17 protein-coding genes and 3 tRNA genes are annotated in these 24,448 nt (G+C 53.1%); 10 read left to right on the top strand and 10 right to left on the bottom strand.

What is annotated here, in order from left to right:
- Positions 1 to 53 precede the first annotated feature (53 nt).
- Together BQ7483_RS03460 and BQ7483_RS03465 are read left to right on the top strand one after the other, a co-directional pair.
- Positions 54 to 335, top strand: coding sequence for a DNA-binding protein (locus BQ7483_RS03460; RefSeq protein WP_204245998.1), 282 nt, complete (start codon positions 54 to 56; stop codon positions 333 to 335).
- Between the two features lie 162 nt (positions 336 to 497).
- Positions 498 to 1,628, top strand: a complete 1,131-nt coding sequence (locus BQ7483_RS03465) for a universal stress protein (protein WP_072544816.1) — start codon at positions 498 to 500, stop codon at positions 1,626 to 1,628.
- A gap of 206 nt (positions 1,629 to 1,834) precedes the next feature.
- Here BQ7483_RS03465 and BQ7483_RS03470 read toward each other — a convergent pair whose 3' ends face one another.
- The 3 genes from BQ7483_RS03470 to BQ7483_RS03480 all read right to left on the bottom strand — a co-directional run bounded on the left by BQ7483_RS03470 (position 1,835) and on the right by BQ7483_RS03480 (position 6,150).
- Positions 1,835 to 3,112, bottom strand: a complete 1,278-nt coding sequence (locus tag BQ7483_RS03470) for a tetratricopeptide repeat protein (protein ID WP_022019891.1) — start codon at positions 3,110 to 3,112, stop codon at positions 1,835 to 1,837.
- 40 nt (positions 3,113 to 3,152) lie between these two features.
- Positions 3,153 to 5,702, bottom strand: coding sequence for a DNA gyrase subunit A (gyrA, locus tag BQ7483_RS03475; RefSeq protein WP_072544818.1), 2,550 nt, complete (start codon positions 5,700 to 5,702; stop codon positions 3,153 to 3,155).
- 187 nt (positions 5,703 to 5,889) lie between these two features.
- Positions 5,890 to 6,150 (bottom strand): 6-bladed beta-propeller, encoded by a 261-nt coding sequence (locus tag BQ7483_RS03480; protein WP_022019893.1) that lies wholly within the window; start codon positions 6,148 to 6,150, stop codon positions 5,890 to 5,892.
- Between the two features lie 918 nt (positions 6,151 to 7,068).
- Between BQ7483_RS03480 and BQ7483_RS03490 the strand changes: the two genes are divergently transcribed.
- From BQ7483_RS03490 to BQ7483_RS03515, 6 genes are all read left to right on the top strand, one after another.
- Positions 7,069 to 9,603, top strand: a complete 2,535-nt coding sequence (locus BQ7483_RS03490) for an ATP-dependent Clp protease ATP-binding subunit (RefSeq protein WP_072544820.1) — start codon at positions 7,069 to 7,071, stop codon at positions 9,601 to 9,603.
- A 114-nt stretch (positions 9,604 to 9,717) separates the two neighbouring features.
- Positions 9,718 to 11,766, top strand: a complete 2,049-nt coding sequence (htpG, locus tag BQ7483_RS03495; protein ID WP_072544821.1) for a molecular chaperone HtpG — start codon at positions 9,718 to 9,720, stop codon at positions 11,764 to 11,766.
- Between the two features lie 241 nt (positions 11,767 to 12,007).
- Positions 12,008 to 14,317, top strand: a complete 2,310-nt coding sequence (locus BQ7483_RS03500; RefSeq protein ID WP_072544990.1) for a patatin-like phospholipase family protein — start codon at positions 12,008 to 12,010, stop codon at positions 14,315 to 14,317.
- Between the two features lie 74 nt (positions 14,318 to 14,391).
- Positions 14,392 to 14,468: transfer RNA gene (locus BQ7483_RS03505), tRNA-Arg, on the top strand.
- A gap of 26 nt (positions 14,469 to 14,494) precedes the next feature.
- Positions 14,495 to 14,568: transfer RNA gene (locus BQ7483_RS03510), tRNA-Arg, on the top strand.
- A 21-nt stretch (positions 14,569 to 14,589) separates the two neighbouring features.
- Positions 14,590 to 14,663: transfer RNA gene (locus tag BQ7483_RS03515), tRNA-Arg, on the top strand.
- 283 nt (positions 14,664 to 14,946) lie between these two features.
- Here the strand turns inward: BQ7483_RS03515 and dapA are convergent.
- Complete coding sequence (dapA, locus tag BQ7483_RS03520) at positions 14,947 to 15,840, bottom strand: 4-hydroxy-tetrahydrodipicolinate synthase (protein ID WP_072544822.1); 894 nt, start codon at positions 15,838 to 15,840, stop codon at positions 14,947 to 14,949.
- 103 nt (positions 15,841 to 15,943) lie between these two features.
- Complete coding sequence (gene ligA, locus BQ7483_RS03525) at positions 15,944 to 17,941, bottom strand: NAD-dependent DNA ligase LigA (RefSeq protein WP_072544823.1); 1,998 nt, start codon at positions 17,939 to 17,941, stop codon at positions 15,944 to 15,946.
- 150 nt (positions 17,942 to 18,091) lie between these two features.
- Between ligA and trmD the strand changes: the two genes are divergently transcribed.
- Positions 18,092 to 18,769 carry a tRNA (guanosine(37)-N1)-methyltransferase TrmD gene (trmD, locus tag BQ7483_RS03530; protein WP_022019900.1) on the top strand — a complete coding sequence of 226 codons (678 nt, stop codon included), beginning with the start codon at positions 18,092 to 18,094 and terminating at the stop codon, positions 18,767 to 18,769.
- Positions 18,770 to 18,861: 92 nt separating this feature from the next.
- Here trmD and BQ7483_RS03535 read toward each other — a convergent pair whose 3' ends face one another.
- Together BQ7483_RS03535 and BQ7483_RS03540 are read right to left on the bottom strand one after the other, a co-directional pair.
- Positions 18,862 to 19,773, bottom strand: coding sequence for a dihydroorotate dehydrogenase (locus tag BQ7483_RS03535; RefSeq protein ID WP_072544824.1), 912 nt, complete (start codon positions 19,771 to 19,773; stop codon positions 18,862 to 18,864).
- Positions 19,761 to 20,537 (bottom strand): dihydroorotate dehydrogenase electron transfer subunit, encoded by a 777-nt coding sequence (locus tag BQ7483_RS03540; protein WP_072544825.1) that lies wholly within the window; start codon positions 20,535 to 20,537, stop codon positions 19,761 to 19,763. The genes BQ7483_RS03535 and BQ7483_RS03540 overlap by 13 nt, the downstream gene beginning before the upstream one ends.
- A gap of 12 nt (positions 20,538 to 20,549) precedes the next feature.
- Between BQ7483_RS03540 and BQ7483_RS03545 the strand changes: the two genes are divergently transcribed.
- Complete coding sequence (locus BQ7483_RS03545) at positions 20,550 to 20,768, top strand: hypothetical protein (RefSeq protein ID WP_072544826.1); 219 nt, start codon at positions 20,550 to 20,552, stop codon at positions 20,766 to 20,768.
- Positions 20,769 to 20,784: 16 nt separating this feature from the next.
- On the opposite strand, the gene BQ7483_RS03550 is transcribed toward BQ7483_RS03545, so the two are convergent.
- The 3 genes from BQ7483_RS03550 to BQ7483_RS03565 all read right to left on the bottom strand — a co-directional run bounded on the left by BQ7483_RS03550 (position 20,785) and on the right by BQ7483_RS03565 (position 24,058).
- Positions 20,785 to 21,255 (bottom strand): helix-turn-helix domain-containing protein, encoded by a 471-nt coding sequence (locus BQ7483_RS03550; protein ID WP_072544827.1) that lies wholly within the window; start codon positions 21,253 to 21,255, stop codon positions 20,785 to 20,787.
- A gap of 999 nt (positions 21,256 to 22,254) precedes the next feature.
- Positions 22,255 to 23,277, bottom strand: coding sequence for a DNA polymerase III subunit delta (gene holA / locus BQ7483_RS03560; protein WP_072544829.1), 1,023 nt, complete (start codon positions 23,275 to 23,277; stop codon positions 22,255 to 22,257).
- 4 nt (positions 23,278 to 23,281) lie between these two features.
- Positions 23,282 to 24,058: an AMP nucleosidase gene (locus tag BQ7483_RS03565; RefSeq protein WP_072544830.1), complete on the bottom strand. Its 777-nt coding sequence runs from the start codon at positions 24,056 to 24,058 to the stop codon at positions 23,282 to 23,284.
- Positions 24,059 to 24,448 lie beyond the last annotated feature (390 nt).

Consider the following 24,448-nt stretch of genomic DNA (forward strand, 5'->3'; position numbering starts at 1 on the left):
CCTTAAGTTTATACCGCGATAACAATAAAAACAGAGTATTAACCATTAAGTTTATGTATATGAGAACAATAACATTTAATGAGTTGCGTAAAATCAAAGACTCTTTACCCACAGGAAGCATGCATAGAATCGCCGATGAATTAGGTCTGAGCGTTGACACGGTAAGAAACTTCTTCGGCGGTCACAACTTCAAGGAAGGCAAAAGCGTAGGCATTCATCTGGAGCCGGGACCAGACGGCGGACTGGTCATGATCGATGACACGACTGTGCTCGACAGGGCTCTGCAAATTTTGGATGAAATAGCCAATGAAAATAAACAACCCGTAGAAGCCTGAAGTGTTTCTTGTCCGCTTTGAGAAAAGAGTTCTTCAAAGCAGCGGCAGCTTCCTTATAGGCACGGACTACACGGATTTCGCGGATCATACAATCCGTGTTATCAGTGTAATTCGTGCCTATTTTTTATAAGACCGGAATATTAACAGATAAACGATACCGATATGGAAGACAAATTAGTAACCCTCGCCATCCTGACGTATGCCAAAGCGCAAATATTGAAGAATGTGCTTGAAAACGAAGGTATTGAGACCTACATTCACAACATCAACCAGATTCAGCCGGTTGTCTCTTCGGGTGTTCGTGTGCGCATCAAGGAGAGTGACCTGCCGCGTGCTCTGGAGATTACGGAGAGTTCTGCCTGGTTGTCCGAAGAAGTGGCAGGTGGAAAAGCTCCACACGTCGCTACGACCAGCAACAAGATTCTGATACCCGTAGACTTCTCCAGCTATTCGCTGAAAGCCTGCGAATTCGGTTTCCGGTTTGCCGAACATGTAGGTGCCGAAGTCGTACTGCTACATGTCTATTTCACACCGATTTATGCCACATCACTGCCGTATGGCGACATCTTCAATTACCACCATGGTGACGAAGAACATGTCAAGGGAATCTTGCAGAGAGTCCATAAAGACCTGAATTCCTTGTCCGAGAAGATTAAGGCGAAAGTGGAATCCGGCGAATTTCCCGACATCCAATATACCTGTACGCTACGCGAAGGCATACCAGAAGAAGAAATTATCCGCTATTCAAAGGAAATCAGACCGCGCATCATCATTATGGGAACCCGTGGCAAAGATCAGAAAGACATTGACTTGATAGGAAGCGTAACGGCCGAAGTAATAGAAAGAGCACGTACGCCGGTATTGGCCATTCCTGACAGGGCCGTTATCAAACAGTTGTCCGAAGCCAAACGATTTGCCTTTATCACCAACTTTGACCAACGCGACCTCATTGCATTCGACCTGCTGATCAAAAGTCTGAAGGACTTCAAGTTCTCAATGTCCTTGATTCATTTGTCCGACACCAAGGATACATGGAACGAGATTAAACTTGGAGGTATCAAGGAATATTTTCATAAACAATATCCCGACCTCGAAATCCAATACGACGTTGTGCAGAACGATAATTTCCTGACCAATTTCGACCATTATATCAAGTCGCACCACATTGACGTCATCGCACTGGCTTCTTATAAAAGAAACATCTTTTCGCGGTTGTTCAATCCAGGAATAGCACGAAAGATGATTTTCCATTCCGATACACCGTTGCTGGTTATCTACGGACGACCGAGCTGATAGAAACAAAACACGTATAAAAAGGAAATAATCACGATTATGTTTAATATATAATAGCAGAATACTCAAAACAAGAAACTTGGCTCGCCCTATCCATACTTTTGAAGCAGTACATAAAAGCAGTGCCCAAAAAAGAAAAAGTCCCCGACCCATGTAAAATCTGGGCCGGGGACTTTTTTATCCTTATGCTTCAAGCAAAAGTTTCCTTATTGCATCAGGCTTTCGATTTCCTCGAATTCAGGACCCATCTGCAGGTTGTAGTAAACTCTGTAAAGACCGTTCAGCCACAATTCCTTCTTTTCGGGTTGCAGTTGTCTTGCCTTCTCGTAGTTCGGTTTTGCCTTTTCATAGAAAGCTTTCAGTGTTTCCTGATCTTGTTTGTATTTGGGATCATTCACATCGGTTGTAGCCTTCTCAGAGAAATCCTGAGCCTGCAGGCAGTAAACCAGACCTAAGTTAGAATAAGCTTCAGCATAATTCGGATCGATTTCTACTGTCTTGTTGTAGAATTCGATAGCCTTATCCAGGGCAGCAGCAGCTTCGGCATCCTTCTTCTGGTCCTTCAGCATGCTGTACTGGTTGTGGTACAGATAGCCTTTTACATACAGATAGAACGTGTTGTTCGGATCCTTGGCGAGCATGTCATCGGCAAACTTCATGGCTTCGTCATACTTGTTGTTGTTGCTGTAATAGTCAATCAAGTTTCCGAAGAAGAACTGGTGGTCAGGATACTTCTGTACACCTTCCTGCAGAGAAGCTACCCACTTGGCTGTATCGCCCTGTGCCTTCAAGGCAGAAGAAATGAATTCCATGGCATACTTGCCCACTTCCTTGTCGTCTTTGGCATACGGAGCATACTTCAATACGGCAGGATAATCTTCCAGACGAGTGGCTACCATAGCTGCGTAGTAAGCGATCTGCGGCATCAACGTATCAGCCTTAACCACTTCATTATCAGCAAACATGGGGCTTCCTGCGATGTCAACGTATGTACCGAAGAACTGCAGGGCCTTGTTTCCATAGTCCTTGTTCTCGCCGTCCAGATACATGTTGTAGTACTGGATACCACCGTTGATCAAGTTGCCGCGTTCGCCCAAAATGGCGCTCGAATTGGCCTTTCTGTACTTGTTCTTGATCTTACCCTTTTCGTTGGGAATCTGGGCCAGTTCATCGCACTTGAAGTAGTACTGGCACATGTTCAATGCGCTGTTGTACACCTGAAGTGTGTCGTAAGGCTTTCTCAGGTAAGCGTTCTCCATTTCCTTCTCGCTTCTTCTCTTCTGGATGAAGCCGGCTACGTTCCAGGTTTCTGCCTGATCCTTTGTTTCAGGATTTGTCAAAGCCTGGTTGATCAGTTCTTCAGCCTTTGCAAAGTCCGGTTGTACTGCACTGGCAATTTTCTTAGCTTCCTTGACTGTCTTTTCTTGTGCAAAAGCAAAGCTTGCCACAAGCAGCAAGGCTGCTGACAATAATACTTTTTTCATGATTGTAGAAAAGTTTAAATTAGAAATATGTTGTCTATTCTTATTCATTTATATCTTGATTTTCAGAGTTTTCAACATGATCATCGTTGCTTTCGGGCAAGTTGTTCTCTCCTGCTCCCGTCTCTTCCTCAATGTCCTCTTCAGGCTCGGAAGTCACCTTACAGACGGAACCGATCTCGTCGTTGCGCTTCTCCAGGTTGATGAGACGCACACCCTGCGTGGCACGGCCCATGATGCGCACGTCGGCCACCTTCAGACGGATGGTGATGCCAGACTTGTTGATGATCATCAGGTCGTTTTCGTCGGTCACGGACTTGATGGCCACGAGCTTGCCGGTCTTCTCGGTGATGTTCATGGTCTTCACACCCTTGCCGCCACGGTTGGTCTTGCGGTAGTCTTCGATGTCCGAACGCTTGCCGTAACCCTGTTCCGATACCACCATAATGGTTTCTGTTTCAGGGTCCTTGATGCAAACCATACCTACCACTTCGTCCTGTCCGTCTTCGTCGAGCGTCATGCCACGCACACCCGTTGCGGTACGGCCCATGACACGTACGGCGCTTTCGTGGAAGCGGATGGCACGTCCGTTGCGGTTGGCAATGATGATTTCGTTGTCACCGTTGGTCATGCGCACCTCGATAACGCGGTCGTCTTCACGGATGGTGATGGCGTTCACACCGTTCTGGCGCGGACGGGAATACTGCTCGAGCAGGGTCTTCTTGATGATACCGTTCTTGGTGCAGAACAGCACGTAATGGCTGTTGATGAACTCCTGGTCGTTCAGGTTCTTCACGCGCAGGTAGGCATTGACGGCATCGTCGGAGTCGATGTTCAGCAGGTTCTGGATGGCGCGTCCCTTCGAGTTCTTCGAGCCTTCGGGTATTTCGTACACCTTCAGCCAGTAGCACTTGCCCTTCTGGGTGAAGAACATCATGGTGTTGTGCATCGTGGCCGGATAGATATGCTCCACGAAGTCCTCGTCGCGCGTGTCGGAGCCCTTCGAACCTACCCCACCGCGGTTCTGCGCATGGAACTCGCTCAGCGGCGTACGCTTGATGTAGCCCAAGTGCGAGATGGTGATGATCATCTCGTCGTCGGCATAGAAGTCCTCGGGATTGAATTCCTCGGAAGCATATACGATTTCGGAGCGGCGGGCGTCGCCATATTTCTCTTTCACCTCGATGAGTTCGTCCTTGATGACCTTGCGGCAAAGCTCGTCGTTCACCAGGATTTCCTCCAAATAGGCTATCTGTTTCTTGATTTCCTCGTACTCGGCGTGCAGCTGGTCCTGCATCAGGCCGGTGAGCTGGCGCAGACGCATCTCGACGATGGCACGGCTCTGGATTTCAGTCAGTTGGAAGCGATCCATCAGCCCCGTGATGGCATCAGCGGGCGTCTTGGCGGCACGGATGATGCGGATCACTTCGTCGATGTTGTCCGAAGCGATAATCAAGCCTTCCAGGATGTGGGCACGTTCCTTGGCCTTGCGCAGGTCGAACTGCGTGCGACGGATTACCACGTCGTGACGGTGCTCCACGAAGTACTTGATGAGTTCCTTCAGGTTCAGCAGACGCGGACGTCCGTGTACCAGTGCCACGTTGTTCACACCGAACGACGTCTGCAGCTGCGTCATCTTGTAGAGCTTGTTCAGCACCACGCTGGCGTTGGCATCGCGCTTCACGTCGATGACGATGCGCATACCTTCGCGGTCGGACTCGTCGTTGGCGTTCGAGATGCCTTCGATTTTCTTCTCGTTGGCCAGGTCGGCGATGCTCTTGATGAGTTCGGCCTTGTTCACGCCGTAGGGTATTTCGGTAATGACAATCTTGTCGTGCGTCTGTCCGGCCTCAATCTCGGCCTTGGCACGCATCACCACGCGACCGCGTCCTGTCAGATAGGCTTCGCGCACGCCGCTCATGCCGTAGATGTAACCTCCTGTGGGGAAGTCGGGAGCCTTGACGTAGTTCATCAGCTCCTCTATTTCGATGTCGTTGTTGTCGATGTAGGCCACGCAGGCGTCGATTACCTCCGAGAGGTTATGCGTGGGCATGTTGGTGGCCATGCCGACGGCGATACCCGAGGCACCGTTCACCAGCAGGTTCGGGATGCGTGTAGGCATCACGGTAGGCTCCTGGAGGGAGTCGTCGAAGTTGTTCTGCATGTCGACGGTCTCCTTGTCGAGGTCCTGCATCATGTCTTCGCCAATCTTCTGCAGGCGGCACTCCGTGTAACGCATGGCCGCTGCGTTGTCGCCGTCCACCGAGCCGTAGTTGCCCTGGCCGTCCACCAGCATGTAGCGCATGGCCCACGGTTGTGCCATACGTACCAGTGCGCCGTAGACGGACAAGTCGCCGTGCGGGTGATACTTACCCAGCACCTCACCTACCACTCTGGCCGATTTCTTATAAGGTTTGTCCGACGTATTTCCCAGCCCCATCATACCGTAGAGAATTCTGCGGTGAACGGGCTTAAAACCATCTCTAACATCCGGAAGGGCACGCGAAACAATGACCGACATGGAGTAGTCAATGTACGATGACTTCATTTCCTCCTCGATGTTAATCTTTATAATTCTGTCTTGTTCAAGCATTTAAAAAGATAATTAATTATACATTGCACGGTTCGTGAAAAACCACGCTAAAGTACTGCTTTTTTACGACATACGAAAACATTTCGGGGAGAAAGTTTCAGAAGGGAAGTGGACGGAATGACGACGTGCGTGGCTCGGGGGAAAGTGTACGGGAGGCCTGGCATATTATATAAGGTGTATCTCAATTTCAGACGCTCTGCGTCTTGCCGTCGAGGACGAACACCCGTTCCTTGCCGATATACACGTCCTTTATCTTTCCTATCAGGCATTCGTCGGTTGTTTCCAGCGGGATATACTCCAAGCTGTCCACGAATTGGGAATAGCGGATTTCCACTACGGCCTCGCCCAGCAGGTCCGGCGCAAAGGCGTTGTCGGGCTTCCGCTCCGCCACACAGGAGAAGAGGCACAGGAGGGCGGTCAGTAGAATATAGTTGAAAGAATTACCCATAAAACCATATTTGTCAGTGTTCAAAGATAGTGAAAGGCGAGAGCAAAGGCAAATGAAAAACAAAGTTTTTCGATTTGACTCTGCCGAGCCGCATCCTGTCTTATATAAAAAAGCAAATTTGACAATCTGACATTTTGTCTTTCCAACCCGCCGAGAATCGTTTCTTTCTGACCGAGGTAAGGCTCGGCGGCAAATTTTGAAACGTGAAGGGGCTTATCGTCTTATACACAGAAGGATATCGAAATCTTTACATTTCAACGAGGGAAACGGAGGGGCGGAAAGCTGTTTCCCGAAGGCCCGAAACGGCCTTTTCGGCGCATTACACCCCTTTTCATCGAGCTAAAGTGGCACTTTGGCGGGCCAAAGTAGATGTTTTCCCAGCCTGAAGTGCATGTTTTCCCAGCTCGGAGTGTATGTTTGGGCTGGGGAAAAGCAACGTTTTCCCTCGGAAAAGGCATTGTTTTCCCTCGAAAAAGATACGCTGCGGCTGGAAAAGGGTCATTTTCAGCTCCCAATTCCTTCTATTTCCGCCTTTCCGAAAAACACGGGTGTCAAGAAGCTCGTTTTGGCAGCACAAGAAAACTATTTTTCTGGATTTTGTGTCAGATTGCATTCCCAAAGGAGCGTTGCGGGCAGGTGAAGGAAATTTTTGGCATAAAATTTGTTGAATATCCATAAAATGGCAATGGATAACATGAAAAATGTGTATCTTTACATAAGATAGGCTGCATCGCGGGAGTGAAAGCTTGAAAACTTTGTTTTCCACTTTTGTACTTCTCTCGGTTTGCACTACTTTGAATAAGATAGGCTGCACCTCGGAAGTAAAAAGTTGAAAACTTTGTTTTCCACTTTTGTACTTCTCTCGGTTTGCATTATCTTTGCCACGGATTATAACCCAAATTTAGAAGGAGTAAATCAATGAATTACCAATTTTCACAAAGAGTTTCGGACGTACTGACCTATAGCAAGGAAGAGGCCAACCGGCTGGGAAACGGCATCATCGGTCCCGAACACCTGCTGCTCGGCATCCTGCGCGACGGCACGGGCAAGGCTGTGGAAGCACTGACGAAGCTCGACGCGAACTTGAACCAAATCAAGGAGTGCCTCGAAGAACAACTGACAGACACCGGAAACCATAACCTGTCCGCCGACGGGGAGATGATACTCTCGCCTGCGGCAGCACGCATCCTGAAGATGTGCATGCTCGAAGCACGCCTGCTGAAAAGCGAGCTGGCCGACACGGAGCACCTGCTCCTGGCCATCCTCAAGGACGGCAACAACGGAGCCGCCACCATCCTCAACGACCACTTCATCACCTATCAGGCCGTCTACGAGCTGCTTACGATGAAATCGGCCAATCCGAACGCCGGCATGGGCTTCACCGAAGACGATGACGACGAGGAGGAAATGTCGTCGCCGCGCTCTTCCTCCGAAGGCTCACGCGGCATGGGCGAAGGCCCGTCGGCCACAAGGACCGCCACGCAGAAGCCCACCAACGACACGCCCGTGCTCGACAACTTCGGCACCGACATCACCCGTGCCGCCTCCGAGGGCAAGCTGGACCCCGTCGTGGGCCGCGAACGCGAGATTGAGCGCCTGGCACAAATCCTGAGCCGGCGCAAGAAGAACAACCCCGTGCTGATAGGCGAACCCGGCGTGGGCAAGTCGGCCATCGTCGAAGGGCTGGCCCTGCGCATCACGCAGAAGAAGGTGTCGCGCGTGCTGTTCGACAAGCGCGTCATCATGCTCGACATGTCGTCCGTCGTGGCCGGCACCAAGTACCGCGGCCAGTTCGAGGAACGCATCCGCTCCATTATCAACGAGTTGCAGAAGAACCCCAACGTCATCCTCTTCATCGACGAGATACACACCATCGTCGGTGCGGGAGCCGCCGCCGGTACCATGGACGCCGCCAACATGCTGAAGCCCGCCCTGGCGCGCGGCGAGATACAGTGCATCGGCGCCACCACGCTCGACGAGTACCGCAAGAGCATCGAGAAGGACGGCGCGCTGGAGCGCCGCTTCCAGAAGGTCATCGTGGAGCCCACCACCGCCGAGGAGACATTGCAGATACTGAAGAACATCAAGGAGAAATACGAAGACCACCACAACGTGCGCTACACCGACGCCGCCCTCGAGGCGTGTGTCAAGTTGACAGCCCGCTACATCAGCGACCGCAACTTCCCCGACAAGGCCATCGACGCCCTCGACGAAGCCGGCTCGCGCGTACACCTGACCAACATCAGCGCGCCCAAGGAAATCGAGGAGCAGGAACGCCTGATAGACAACGCCCGCCTGCAGAAGACCGAAGCCGTGAGGTCGCAGAACTTCGAGCTGGCCGCCGCCTACCGCGACCGCGAGAAGGAACTGGCCGCCCGCCTGGAGCAGATGAAGGCCGACTGGGAAGCACAGCTCAAGGAGCAGCGGCAGACGGTGGACGAGGAAGAGATAGCCTCCGTGGTATCCATGATGTCGGGCGTGCCCGTACAGCGCATGGCGCAGGCCGAAGGGCTGAAGCTGGCCGGCATGAAGGAAGTGCTCCAGCAGAAGGTCATCGCCCAGGACACGGCCATCGAGAAAGTGGTGAAGGCCATCGTGCGCAGCCGCGTGGGCCTGAAGGACCCCAACCGTCCCATCGGCACGTTCATGTTCCTGGGTCCGACGGGTGTGGGCAAGACGCACCTGGCCAAGCAGCTGGCCCGCTACATGTTCGGCTCGGACGATGCGCTGATACGCATCGACATGAGCGAATACATGGAGAAGTACACCGTGTCGCGCATGATAGGCGCCGCCCCCGGCTACGTGGGCTATGAGGAAGGCGGACAGCTCACCGAGAAGGTGCGCCGCAAACCTTACTCCATCGTCCTGCTGGACGAAATCGAGAAGGCCCATCCCGATGTCTTCAACATCCTCCTGCAGGTGCTCGACGAAGGCCGCCTGACCGACAACGTGGGCCGCACCATCGACTTCAAGAACACGGTCATCATCATGACTTCCAACATCGGTACGCGCCAGCTCAAGGAGTTCGGCCGCGGCGTGGGCTTTGCTGCCCAGAACCGTACGGACGACCGCGAATACTCGCGCAGCGTCATCCAGAAGGCGCTGAACAAGACCTTCTCGCCCGAGTTCCTGAACCGTCTGGACGAAATCATCACCTTCGACCAGCTGTCGCTCGACGCCATCACGCGCATTGTCGACATCGAGCTGAAGGGACTGTATGGCCGCCTCGAAGGCATCGGTTACCGCCTTCAGGTGGACGATGCGGCCAAGAAGTTCCTCGCCACGAAGGGTTACGACGTGCAGTTTGGTGCCCGTCCGCTGAAGCGTGCCATCCAGAACTACCTGGAAGACGGCCTGTCCGAACTCATCGTTTCGGGCGGCGTACAGCCGGGCGATACCGTCAGCGTGACCCACGAAGACGGCAAGGACGAGCTGACGATGCAGAAACTTTGACCGTAAAACGGCCATCATACCGACAAAATGTCAGTCCCCGGCGGACTGGCATTTTTTTTGTACCCCTACCGTCAGAGAAAAAATAAGTGAAACCTATAATATACAGATTGAATTATGCAAAAAGGTAACATTGGGGTAACGACCGAGAACATCTTCCCCGTCATCAAAAAGTTTTTGTACAGCGACCACGAAATATTCCTGCGCGAGCTGGTGTCCAACGCCGTTGATGCCACGCAGAAACTGAAGACCCTTTCCTCCATCGGCGAGTACAAGGGCGAGCTGGGCGACCTGACCGTTCACGTCAGCCTGGGCAAGGACACCATCACCGTGTCCGACCGCGGTATCGGTCTCACCGCCGAAGAAATCGACAAATACATCAACCAGATAGCCTTCTCGGGCGCCAACGACTTCCTTGAGAAGTACAAGAACGACGCCAACGCCATCATCGGCCACTTCGGCCTGGGCTTCTACTCGGCCTTCATGGTGGCCAAGAAGGTGGAAATCATTACCAAGTCCTGCAAGGAAGACGCACAGGCCGTGAAGTGGACCTGCGACGGCAGCCCCGAGTTCACCATCGAGGACTGCGACAAGGCCGACCGCGGTACCGACATCGTCCTCTACATCGACGACGACTGCAAGGAGTTCCTCGAAGAGGCCCGCATCTCCTCGCTGCTGAAGAAGTACTGCAGCTTCCTGCCCGTGCCCGTAGCCTTCGGCAAGAAGAAGGAATGGAAGGACGGCAAGCAGGTGGAAACCGCTGAAGACAACATCATCAACGACACCACCCCGCTGTGGACCCGCAAACCCAGCGAGCTGAAGGACGAGGACTACAAGAAGTTCTACTGCGACCTCTATCCCATGTCCGACGAGCCCCTGTTCTGGATTCACCTGAACGTGGACTATCCGTTCCACCTCACCGGTATCCTCTACTTCCCGAAAGTGAAGAGCAACATCGAGCTGAACCGCAACAAGATACAGCTCTACTGCAACCAGGTGTACGTCACGGATTCCGTTGAAGGCATCGTGCCGGACTTCCTGACGCTGCTCCACGGCGTGCTCGACTCGCCCGACATCCCGCTGAACGTGTCGCGTTCGTACCTGCAGAGCGACTCCAACGTCAAGAAGATTTCGACCTACATCACCAAGAAGGTGTCCGACCGTCTGCAGTCCATCTTCAAGAACGACCGCAAGCAGTTCGAGGAGAAGTGGAACGACCTGAAGATCTTCATCAACTACGGCATGCTGACGCAGGAAGACTTCTATGACCGTGCCAAGGATTTCGCCCTCTTCACCGACACCGACGGCAAGCAATATACCTTCGACGAGTACAAGACGCTCATCAAGGACAACCAGACCGACAAGGACAACACCCTGATCTATCTGTATGCCAACAACAAGGACGAGCAGTACAGCTACATCGAAGCTGCCAAGAACAAGGGCTATAACGTGCTGCTGATGGACGGCCAGCTGGACATCGCTGTCGTAAGCATGCTCGAGCAGAAGTTCGACAAGGTACGCTTCACCCGTGTGGACAGCGACGTCATCGACAACCTCATCGTGAAGGAAGACAAGAAGAGCGAAGTGCTCGAGGCCGCCAAGCAGGAAGCCCTCTCGGCCATGTTCAAGAGCCAGTTGCCCAAGATGGACAAGACGGAATTCTACGTCGTGGCACAGGCCATGGGCGAAGGCGCCGCTCCGGTCATGATCACGCAGAGCGAATACATGCGCCGTATGAAGGAGATGGCCAACATCCAGGCCGGCATGAGCTTCTACGGCGACATGCCCGACATGTTCAACCTCGTGCTCAACGCCGACCATCCGCTGGTCAAGGAAGTCCTGGCCGGTGAAGAACAGGCCTGTGCAGCCGACATCGTGCCCATCCAGCTCTCGATGGACGACACCAACAAGCGCCGCAACGACCTGAAGAAGAGCCACGAAGGCAAGAAGGACGAGGAAATCCCCACAGCCGAGAAGGACGAGCTCAGCGAGCTGGACAAGAAGTGGGAAGAACTGAAGACGAAGAAGGAAGCCGTCCTGGCCGACTACGCCTCCAAGAACCCGGTTGTCCGCCAGCTCATCGACCTGGCCCTGCTGCAGAACGGCATGCTGAAAGGCGAAGCGCTCAACAACTTCGTGAAACGGAGCATCGAGCTTATCAAATAAGCCCCTTCAAACACAACTTTTTTTCATACACGCAGAGAGGGTGTGTCCTTCGGGATGCACCCTCTCTTTTTTTGTGCCTTCCGCTCCCTTCCATCCTTCGGAACAGGCGGTAAAAGGGGACTGAAATCCTCTATTTTTTCCCTTTTCATCGAAAATAATGGTTTTTTCTTCGCCTGATGGAAGGAATTTGAAAACATTTGTTTATATTTGGACATTCATTCACTTGTGTAACCGTAACTGTATGAGAAACGTCCTGTTGTTCCTGCTGTGCATCCTCTGCTGCCTGCCGTCCGTCGTCCGTGCCCAGAAAGTGGGGCTCGTGCTGAGCGGTGGCGGTGCCAAGGGCATGACCCACATCGGCATCATCCGTGCGCTGGAAGAGAACAACATCCCCATCGACTACATCGCCGGCACCTCCATGGGCGCCATCATCGGTTCGCTCTATGCCATGGGCTATTCGCCCGACGACATGGAAGCCCTGCTCCGTTCGCCCGACTTCAAGCGGTGGTACTCGGGCGAGGTGGAGTCACAATACGAATACTACTTCAAGCAGAACCGGCCCACACCCGAGTTTGCCAGCATCCGCTTTGCCTTCGGCGACTCCCTGCACACCAAGCCGCAAATCATCCCCACCAATCTGGTGAACCCCATCCAGATGAACCTGGTGTTCGTGCAGCTCTTCGGGCAGGCCACGGCTGCCTGCCGGGGCAACTTCAACAACCTGTTCGTCCCCTTCCGCTGCATCGCGTCGGACGTGTACAACAAGCAGCCCCTCGTCATGCGCGAAGGCGACCTGGGCGATGCCGTCCGGGCCTCGATGAGCTTCCCCTTCGTGTTCAAGCCCATCGAGATAAACGGCGTGCTGGCCTACGACGGCGGCATCTACAACAACTTCCCCACCGACATCATGCAGGAGGACTTCCATCCCGACGTCATCATCGGCAGCGTGGTGGCCGCCAACCCCAGCAAGCCCAAGGAAGGCGACCTCATGAGCCAGCTCGAGAACATGATCATGCAGAAGACGGACTATACCATCCCCGACTCGGCAGGCATCGTCATGACCTTCAAGTACGACGACGTCAGCCTGCTGGACTTCGACCGCCTCAAGGAACTGCACGACATCGGCTACAACCGTACCATGAGCCTGATGGACTCCATCAAGGGCCGCATCCGGCGGCGCGAGAGCACGGAGAACATCCGCCTGCGGCGCATGGTGTACCGCAGCAGCCTGCCCCAGTTCCGCTTCCGCGACATCTACATCGAAGGGGCCAACGCCCAGCAGCAGTCCTACATCAAGAAGGAATTTCACGGCGACGACCACGAAATCTTCACCTACGAGGACCTGAAGCGCGGCTACTTCCGCCTGCTGGCGGACAACATGATCTCCGAAATCATCCCGCACGCCGTCTACGACCCCGACAGCGACCTGTATGAACTCCACCTCCAGGTCAAGATGGAGAAGAACTTCTTCGTCAAGATAGGCGGCAGCGTGTCCACCACCAGCTCCAACCAGATTTATCTGGGCGTAGGCTACCAGAACCTGAACTACTACTCCAAGGAAATCACGCTGGACGGCCAGCTGGGCAAAATCTACAACAACGTGCAGCTCATGGGGCGCATAGACCTGCCCACACACATTCCCACATCCTTCCGCCTGCTGGGCTCCATCAGTACCTTCGACTACTACAAGAAGGACAAGCTCTTCTCCAAGAACAACCTTCCGTCGTTCAACTCCAAGGACGAACGGTTTGTGAAGCTGATGTTCTCCCTGCCTTTCCTGGCCAACAAGCGGGCGGAGTTCGGCTTCGGCTATGGCGTGCTGAAGGACAACTACTACCAGTCGAACGTCATCGACTTCGGCAACGACCGTGCCGACCAGAGTACCTACAGGCTGCTGGGAGGCAGCATCGGCTTCTATGGCAGCACGGTGGACTCCCGCCAGTATGCCACCAGGGGCTACTACGAACAGCTGATAGCCCAGGTATTTACGGGCCACGAATGGTTTGCCCCCGGCACGTCGTCGGCCAGCGAGGGACAGACGCCCATCGACAAGAAGCGGCAGTCGTGGCTGCAAATCTCGTACATGAAGGAAGCCTACCATCCGCTGTCGCCCCATTTCACCCTGGGCTGGATGACGAAATCGCTCTATTCATCGAAGAATTTCTCGGGAAACTATACGGCCACCATGATGCAGGCGGGCGAATTTACCCCTACGCCCCACAGCCAGATCATGTACAACGATGCCTTCCGGGCCAACCAGTACATTTCGGCAGGCATCAAGCCCATCTGGGTCTTCAACGACATGTTCCACCTCCGCACCGAGCTGTATGGCTTCCTGCCCATTTTTCCGATCAAAAGGAACGAAATGAACCAGGCCTATTACGGCAAGGCCTTCTCCGAGTTCCAGTACATGGGGGAAGTGTCGCTGGTGTGCAAACTGAAGTTCGGTGCCATCTCCGCCTACGTAAACCACTACAGCTCACCGAAGAATGAGTGGAATGTGGGTCTCACGCTGGGTTGGCAGCTGTTCAACTACCGATTTATCGAATGATTTTTTGCGAAAAAAAGCGGTGAAAAGTTTGCAGAAACAGAAAATGTCCGTATCTTTGCACCCGTAAAAAATAAGGCCGCGTAGCTCAACTGAATAGAGTAGCTGACTACGGATCAGCCGGTTACAGGTTTGAATCCTGTCGCGGTCACCACTTTTTTTTACAGGACATAAATGAATGGCCGCGTAGCTCAACTGAATAGAGTAGCTGACTACGGATCAGCCGGTTACAGGTTTGAATCCTGTCGCGGTCACTCCAATTTCTCAACCAAAAGGGTCGCGTAGCTCAACTGAATAGAGTAGCTGACTACGGATCAGCCGGTTACAGGTTTGAATCCTGTCGCGATCACATGAATCCCCTGCAAGATGCTTCTTGCGGGGGATTTCTGTTTCTAGCGGATGGCGGTCTCACGCCGTGCTTCGTCACCCTCCCATGCCGTGCTGCGTCACCTCCTCACGAAGCACTTCGTCAGGGGTTCAGGAAGCACTGTGTCGGAGGGTAACGAAGCACTGTGTCGGGAGCCAACAGAAAAGGCGAAAAACTGTATGAGAAAGGTTATGCAAAGCCAACCCATGCAGTTTTCCGCCTAAAAGTGTTCTTCTATTGTTTGTCCGTTTCAGGGAAAGTGCCGTCAGCACTTGATGTTCAGCTCGCTCAATATCTTGCGCATGGCCTCGAACGTGGTGATGCGCGTAGGCACCAGCGGGAGGCGGAGCTTGTTTTCCACCATGCCCATGGCGTTGAGCATGGCCTTTACGCCGGCCGGATTGCCGTCCACGAAGAGCAGCTTGAACAGCTCGGCAAACTTGTGGTGGATGGTCAGCGCATTGGCGTAGTCGCCCTGCAAGGCCAGGCGCACCATGCGGCTGAACTCGCGCGGGAAGGCGTTTCCGATGACCGAGATGACGCCCACGGCACCCAGCGTAATGAGCGGGAAGGTGATGCCGTCGTCGCCCGAAATGACGTCGAAATTGGCCGGCTTGTTCTTGATGATGTCGTCCATCTGCGTGATGTTGCCCGACGCTTCCTTCACGGCAATCACGTTCTCGAAGTCGCGGGCGATGCGCAGGGTGGTTTCGGCCGTCATATTCACCCCCGTACGGCCAGGCACGTTGTAGAGCACGATGGGCAGCTCCGTAGCTTCGGAGATAGCCTTGTAGTGCTGGTAGATGCCCTCCTGCGAAGGCTTGTTATAGTAAGGCACCACGGAGAGGACGGCGTCCACTCCGGTGAAATCGTCGTGTTTCAGCGCGTCGACGACGGCGCGGGTGTTGTTACCTCCCACACCCAGCAGGATGGGGATACGTCCGTTGACGCGTTCTATCACCATCCGCTTGATTTTGGCCTTTTCCTCTTCGGTCAGTGTCGGAGTTTCGGCGGTGGTTCCCAGCACGCACAGGAAGTCGGCATTGTTCTGCAGCAGGTAGTCCACGATGCGCATCAGGGCAACGTAGTCCACACTCTCGTCTTCCTTGAACGGGGTAATCAGCGCGACCCCCATTCCTTTCAATCTTGTTTTTATCATGAGTCCTATGAAATAATCTGTGGTTTAGCAGTTCGCAAATGTACTATTTTTTTCGGTTTGAGCTACAAATATCCGATATAAAAAACGTTTTTATGTGATTTTGTCAGGCAAGCAAGTCCAGGAACTCGTTTTCGGACAGAATGCGGATACCCAGTTTCTGCGCCTTCTCCAGCTTGGCTGGACCCATGTTGGCACCGGCCAGGATGAAGCTGGTCTTGGACGAGATGCTGCCCACGTTCTTTCCGCCGTTGCGCTCGATCATTTCCTTGTATTCGTCGCGCGAATGATGCTCGAACACACCGCTGATAACGATGGACTGCCCCGCCAGCTTGTCGGTGTATCCGCTCAGGTCTTCCTCGCTGCGGCTGAACTGCAGACCGGCTTCCTTCAGCCGTTCCACCAGGCTGCGGTTCAGCGGATTGGCGAAGTAGCTGACGATGCTTTGGGCTATTTTTTCGCCGATTTCATCTACACCCATCAGGGTTTCGAGGCTGGCCTGCTCCACTTCGTCGATACTCTTGAAGGAGCGGGCTATCTTCTTGGCCACCGTCTCGCCCACGAAGCGGATACCCAGAGCGAAGAGGACACGCTCGAAGGGTACGTTGCGGCTCGCGGCGATGCCGTTGACGATGTTTTCGGCCGATTTCTGCCCCATTCGGTCCAAGTCCTTGATGTCGTCCACCGTGAGGCGATAAAGGTCGGCAGCGTCCTTGATAAGGCCCAGACGGTAGAACATGTCAACGGTCTCGGGGCCCAGTCCGTCGATGTTCATGGCCCGGCGGCTGATGAAGTGCTCTATCTTGCCCTTGATCTGCGGCGGGCAGGCCGTCTCGTTGGGACAATAGTGGGCCGCCTCGCCTTCGAAGCGCACCAGCGGCGTGCCGCACTCGGGGCAGCGGGTGATGAACTTCACCTTCTCGCCCAGCAGCATGCCGCGGGCATCGGTGTCCACGCCAGTTATCTTGGGGATGATTTCACCGCCCTTCTCCACGTAGACCATGTCGCCGATGTGCAGGTCGAGGCCTTCGATGATGTCGGCGTTGTGGAGCGAGGCACGCTTCACAACGGTGCCCGACAGCTGTACGGGGTCCAGATTGGCCACCGGCGTGATGGCGCCCGTACGGCCCACCTGGTAGGTCACCTTGTTGAGCCGTGTCAGTGCCCGTTCGGCCTGGAACTTGTAGGCGATGGCCCAGCGGGGCGACTTGGCCGTGTAGCCCAGGTTCTTCTGCTGGCGCAGGCTGTTCACCTTCAGCACGATGCCGTCGGTGGCCACGGGCAGGTTCTTGCGCTCCGTGTCCCAGTAGTTGATGTAGTCGAACACTTCCTGCAGGGTGCGGGCCTTCTTCATGTGCTCCGATATCTTGAAGCCCCACTGCGCCGCCTTCTGCAGGCATTCGTAATGGCCGTCGGCGGGCAGGTCTTCACCCAGCAGGTAGTAGAGGTAGGCGTCGAGCTTGCGCGCGGCCACCACCGCGGAGTTCTGCGACTTCAGCGTGCCCGAGGCGGCGTTGCGCGGATTGGCGAAGAGCGGCTCCTCGCGGGCCTCGCGTTCGCGGTTCAGGGCTTCGAACGACACCCACGGCATCAGAATCTCGCCGCGTATCTCGAACGAGCGGGGATAGTCGCCGTGCAGCACGAGGGGGATGGTGCGGATGGTTTTCACGTTGTCCGTCACGTCGTCGCCCTTCTCGCCGTCGCCGCGGGTCACGGCACGCACCAGCTTGCCGTCTTCGTAGGTCAGGGAGATGGACGTGCCGTCGAACTTCAGCTCGCAGCAGATTTCAAAGTCCTCGTTCAGGGCCTTCTTCACCCGCTCGTAGAAGTCGGCCACCTCGCCCTCGGAGTAGGTGTTACCCAGCGAAAGCATGGGATATTTGTGGGCCACCTGCGTGAAGTTCTTGTTCAGGTCGCTGCCCACACGCATCGTGGGCGAGTTTTCGTCCGCATATTCGGGATGCGCCTTCTCCAGGTCCTGCAGTTCGCGCATCAGGTCGTCGAACTCCTTGTCCGAGATTTCGGGAGCGTTCAATACGTAGTAGTTGTAGTTGTGGCGGTGCAGCTCGGCACGCAGCCAGTCTATTCGTTCTTTGGGTGTCATAGTCATCTTTCGGATAGTTTGCATGCAAAAATACGGGTTTCTTCCCGATTTACGGCATTCCGGCTCCGGTAAAAATAAAGTGGCTGCATTCAAAATTTGCTTTTACACGCAACATGCACTACTTTTGCAGAAAAAACAGAAAGAAACGTTATGCGCATAGACATTATTACCGTTCTTCCGGAGATGATTGAGGGCTTCTTCAACTGCTCCATCATGAAGCGGGCACAAAACAAGGGCCTGGCCGAAATTCACATCCACAACCTGCGCGACTACACCAAGGACAAGTACCGCCGCGTGGACGATTACCCCTTCGGAGGCTTTGCCGGCATGGTGATGAAGATCGAGCCCATCGAACGCTGCATCAACAGCCTGAAGGCCGAACGCGACTACGACGAAGTGATTTTCACCACGCCCGACGGCGAGCAGTTCAACCAGCCCATGGCCAACACCTTGTCGCTGGCGCAGAACCTCATCATCCTGTGCGGCCACTTCAAGGGCATCGACTACCGCATTCGCGAGCATCTCATCACGAAAGAGGTGAGCATCGGCGACTATGTGCTGACGGGTGGCGAACTGGCGGCTGCCGTGATGGCCGATGCCATCGTGCGCATCATTCCCGGTGTGATTTCCGACGAGCAGTCGGCCCTGTCGGACTCGTTCCAGGACAACCTGCTGGCCGCTCCGGTCTACACCCGTCCGGCTGACTACAACGGTTGGAAAGTTCCGGATATTTTACTTTCAGGTCACGAAGCGAAGATCAAGGAATGGGAGTTGCAGCAGTCCATCGAACGGACCCGTCGGCTGCGTCCCGACTTGTTGGGAGAATAAAGCAGACGTGTAAATATAAAAGAAAAGGACATCAGTCGGCTGATGTCCTTTTTTATTGTCTCCGGTTGCGAAGAGGGTACCTTCGTCAGAAGTCATACCTCCAGTGCACCGATAATGTCCGTTACAGACTTGAATCCATGTCGGTTCAGGTAGTCGTCGATACCCTCGGCCACCTTGACAGTCACCGTCGGATCGATGAAGTTGGCCGTACCGATCTGGATGGCTGTAGCCCCTGCCAGCAGGAATTCCACCGCATCCCGCCAGTTCATGATGCCTCCCAGGCCGATGACGGGTATTTTTACCGCCTTGGCCACCTGCCACACCATACGCAGAGCAATGGGCTTCACTGCCGCGCCAGACATGCCTCCCGTCACTGTAGAGAGCAACGGACGGCGTTTTTCGGCATCGATGGCCATGCCCAGCAGGGTATTGATGAGCGAAACGCTGTCGGCACCGCCGTTTTCGGCTGCGCGCGCTATTTCGGTGATGTCTGTCACGTTGGGCGACAGCTTCACGATGAGCGTTTTTTTATACACCTGGCGCACTGCCTTGACCACTTCTTCGGCTCCCTTGGCAGTCACGCCGAAGGCCATTCCACCCTGCTTCACATTGGGGCAGGAGATGTTCAATTCGATGGCAGGAATTTTGTCAAGTTCGTTAATGATGGAGGCCGTTTCGGCATAATCTTCGATGGCCGAACCCGATACATTCACAATCATATTGGTCCGGATGTCCTTGATGCGGGGATAGATGTGTTCAACAAAGTAATGTACACCCTTATTTTGCAGTCCCACAGCGTTTAACATGCCCGAAGGAGTCTCTGCCATGCGCGGATACGGATTACCTTCACGTTTGTGAAGGGTAGTCCCCTTTACAATGATACCGCCTATTCGCTCCAAATCGATGAAATCGGCAAATTCTTCGCCGTAGCCGAAAGTCCCGGAAGCGGTCATCACCGGGTTTTTCATTTGTAATTCACCAATCTTTACACTTAAATCTGCCATAACAGTCTGTTTATATTAAATACGGGACCTTCTTTACATACACACAGGTGGCCTTCGGTCGTGTTTTCCACGCAGCAGAGGCAGGCCCCCACGCCGCATGCCATCATATTCTCCAGAGACACTTCGCAGTCGATGCCCTTTGCCTTGGCATAGCGTGCCACGGCCATCATCATCGGCTTGGGACCGCACGTATAGATGTGCTCGAACTTCACCTGCTCCAGGATGGAGTGTTGCGTCACGAATCCCTTTTCGCCGTGACTGCCGTCTTCGGTTGTCGTATAGACGTCACCATAGGCTGCAAACTGGTCGAGTTGCAGCAGATCCTTGTCGCTGCGGGCACCCAGCAGGAAGGTGGGCCGGCATCCCCGTTTCAGCAACTGTTCGCCCAGGTAGAGCATCGGAGCCGTACCTACGCCGCCACCTACCAGCAGCAGCTTGTCCGAGGCCTTTTCGGGCATCGTGAAGCCATTTCCCAAGGGAAGCACTACATTGATTACATCGCCCGCTTTCGCTTCGCCCAGGCGCTTTGTTCCGTCTCCTACGAGCTGTATCAGGAACCACACCTCGTTGCGTTGTCTGTCCACATAATTAATGGAAATAGGGCGGCGCAGGAACGTGGTGGGCGAGCCGTCCACACGGATCTCAGCAAACTGTCCCGGCAGCATCTCGGGCAGTTCCTGGGGGCACGTCAGCTTCAGCAGCACGTAATGGGCATGCAGGCGGACGTTCTCCGTGACTGTCAAATCTAAAAGATATTTTTTCATTACTACACAAGTATGGATTTCAATCGTTGTGCAAAGATAGTGCAAACCGAGGGAAGTACAAAAGCTGAAAACAACGTTTTCAAGCTTTTTACTTCCGCGGTGCTAAACGTCATCCCGCACTTGATGCGGGATCCAGCAGACACAAACAAAACAAAAGCATGGATCCCGGCTCAAGGCCGGGATGACAAATGGATAACCATTGGCCATTCAGTATTAACCATTCATCATTGACCATTCACCATTTCCATTACGCCGGCTTGAAAGTCTCGTACGTATTGTCGTCGAAGAAAATTCTTATTTCAGTGATTTTTCTGGGAGGCCTTTCCTTATAGATAACCTCTTGTTTTACAATCTCTTTAGGCGTGTTTACAGGCTTGGATAACGGCATTTCCTTGCGATTTTCAGCTTCATCCGTCCCTTGGGGCGCATTTTCGGCCTTCTCAGCGAATAGCGGATAGTCCGCTCCGATGTTTTCAGGGGGAGTAGCGGAAGCTTTGGCATCGTTGCTCATGTTGCCTTGTCCCGTAAGCAGCCATTCCAGATTGATGTCACTGTAACGCTGGTGAAGCCGGAGAATGACCTCCGTACTGGGATACTTGTTGCGCGGCCCCAGAATGTGCGAGATAGTAGCCTGTGCCACTCCGATGCTTTCGGCAAACGCTCCGGCAGTGAGCTTTTCCCGTTCCATAATCATTTTAAAGCGATCCTTGATGCTCATATAGGTAGATATTACAAAAGTATTCTTTCTTTTTATTGGTTACAAAAGTAAATAAATAAAATCACAATAGCAAATTTAATATTGTAATTTCTTGATATTACAAACATATCCCACATATTCCAAACTTGATTATCACCTTTGTTAACCCCGCATAAATATGGAAAAACCTTGATAAATTGAACTTTAATAAATGCTATTATAATACTGATTATAAGCGTAATAAAAACAATATATTCAGCCAACACACGTACATTTACATGCGTAAATACCTTTTCTGCCTCTTACTAAAACCTTGATTTTAGCAAATCCTTATAATTGCTCTGAATATAAGCATATTAATTAAAACAAAATACTGGCTTAACCAAGGAAGTAGTACGAACGTAATCTTCTACTTCACTTTGTTATTTATCCATTAATACTCGTATATAACATTCGTAACGTTCACATTCGTATATACGCTAATTTAAATATAACTTTTGTAATCCCATTGCTATTTTACGAATGGAATATCCAGCTGTTGTAATTACAACTATCCAGTGGGCCAAAGAGGATGATTTCTCCGGTGACATGACTCTACAGAGCTGACGACGGGCAGAATCCGCGTTTGGGTTCAGCCTTCTAAAAATTGACGGTTGCTATCTCAGTGTCCGACCGACAAGTATCGCCTCCTTTTACTCTACTTTTGTAATTTCCTTCCCATTTTTCCGTATCAACGGACGGTTGAAGCAAAATATCGCATTCTCAGAGGCTTTATTTTTGTATAAACGACTATCGGATAACGGATTAACCCCATTTTTTACATTCGTCAAGGTCGTTGTTCCAGAAGAATAGTGTGAAAAACGAAGAGAAACGGAGAAGAACTTCGTGGAAATGGCATAAAAAGAACCGTTGAAAGCCAATAAAGAAAGAGAACAAAAAACGGATGGCACCGGAAGCCTTGTATCGCCTCCGATGCCATCCGTCTCTCTCTGCGAAAAGCGGGAATCGGCTACATTCCCGTCAATGCAAAATTTTGAACACCAGTTCCCGGAGAATGTCGCCGTCGCTCAGCGAACTGTTCTCCACTCCCTTCGAGCGGGCATCGGCGTTGCGTATCTCACCGATAATCTGCAACGTCTTCACTCCGCTGTAACGGCGCATGGCGGCCAGATACTCGCGTGCCTGCCAGGGCGACTTCAATTCCAGGAAAGCGGCCACTCCCTGCTCCGACTTTTCGGGCGCATAATAGGCCATCATCAGGTTCGAGAAGAAACCGAAAAGTAAAGATAAAGTCATCTGTATGGGATTGCTTTTCGGATTTTCCTCAAAGTATTTTACTATCCGGTTGGCCTTCAACACATCTTTTTCGACCAATGCGGCCCGAAGTTCGAAGTTGTTGTAGTCCTTGCTGATTCCGATGTTGCGCTCCACCTGTTCGGGTGTCACTCTTGTCAAACCTTTTGGCAGGGTGATGACCAGCTTTTCCAGTTCGCCAGTCAGACGGCTCAGGTCGGTACCCACAAACTCGGCCACCATCTGCGAGGCCTTCGGTTCGATGTCCACGCCCTTGCGCTTCAGGTAGGAAGTGATGAAGGCGGGCAACTGAGCTTCGCGCAGCTTCTTCGACTCGAAGACGATGCCTCCCGCCTTCTCTATCTCGCCCGCCAGCTTCTTGCGACGGTCCAGCACACCATGCTTGTGACAGAGGACGAGGATGGTAGACCGCAGCGGCTTCTGGAGATAGTAGGCCAGTTCCTCCATGCCTCGCACGGCCTGTGCCTCCCTGACGATGACGACCTGATGTTCGGCCATCATCGGATAGCGCTTGGCCGCATTGATGATGGAGGCAATGTCCACATCGGCCCCGTACACCACCGTCTGGTTGAACTCCTTCTCCTCGTCGGTCAGCACGTTTGCTTCGATGTAACCGGCTATCAGGTCTATGTAATAGTCCTCTTCTCCCATCAGATAATAGACGGGGCGGTACTGCTTGGCCCGGAGTTCCTTCAGGATGTCGTCGCACGTCAGTTCCTGCTTTGCCATAGTCTTACCAGTCGAATTTCAAGTGTTTTACGGTCTTCTTTTCGTCGATAATCATGCGGAGCGAATCGATACCGATCTCCACATGCTCGGACACGTAGTTCTGCGTCACCATGCTGTCGCTCTTGTCGGTCTTCACGCCTTCGGGAATCATGGGCTGGTCGGACACCAGCAGCAGGGCGCCTGTAGGGATGTGGTTGGCAAACCCGCAGCTGAAGAGGGTGGCCGTCTCCATGTCCACTGCCATGGCGCGCGTCTTCTTGAGGTATTCCTTGAACTGGTCGTCGTGCTCCCAGATGCGGCGGTTGGTGGTATAGACGGTACCGGTCCAGTAGTCGCGGGCATGGTCGCGGATAGACGACGACACGGCACGCTGCAGCATGAAGGCTGGCAGTGCAGGTACTTCGGGCGGAAAATAGTCGTTCGACGTACCTTCGCCGCGGATGGCCGCAATGGGAAGAATCAAGTCCCCCAGCCTGTTCTTCTTGTCGATACCTCCGCACTTGCCCAGGAACAGGCAGGCCTTGGGATGGATGGCGCTGAGCAGGTCCATGATGATGGCGGCATTGGGACTTCCCATACCGAAGTTAATGATGGTGATGCCCTCGGCACTGGCCGATATCATGTTGGCGTCACGTCCCAGGATGGGCACATTGAACTTCTCGGCAAACAGCTCCACATACTTGTTGAAGTTGGTCAGCAGGATGTATTCGCCGAAGTCTTCCAGCGGGCGTTTGGTGTAACGTGGCAACCAGTTGGCTACAATTTCTTCTTTAGTTTTCATACGATTTCGTTAATCTATAAGGATTAGGATATGGTCTGCGGAACGGCACCCTTGCATGGGCCGCCGTTCCGCAAACGCAAAAATACAATAATTAGGGAGACGGGAAAAGAAAAAGGCGGAATTTCGTTCATATCTGCGGACAAATTCAGCAGGGATCCCCTGCCCGCTCCTTTTCGGCTTCACCCGTCTTGCAAGCATCCTGAAGGCATCTACCATGAGTATACGACTGATGTAGGATGAGTATACGACTCATGTAGGATCAGTCGTATACTCATGGTGGAAGAGGTTTTTCCTGCTTCAGCCAGGAAATCACCGACGATTCGGGCATCTGCAAATGGAAGTCAAAATCATTTACAAACAAATTTATACATTTCTAGCTTGAGCAGCAGC

Origin of the sequence: Mediterranea massiliensis (assembly GCF_900128475.1) — a bacterium.
In the GTDB taxonomy this organism is placed as follows: domain Bacteria; phylum Bacteroidota; class Bacteroidia; order Bacteroidales; family Bacteroidaceae; genus Bacteroides; species Bacteroides massiliensis_E.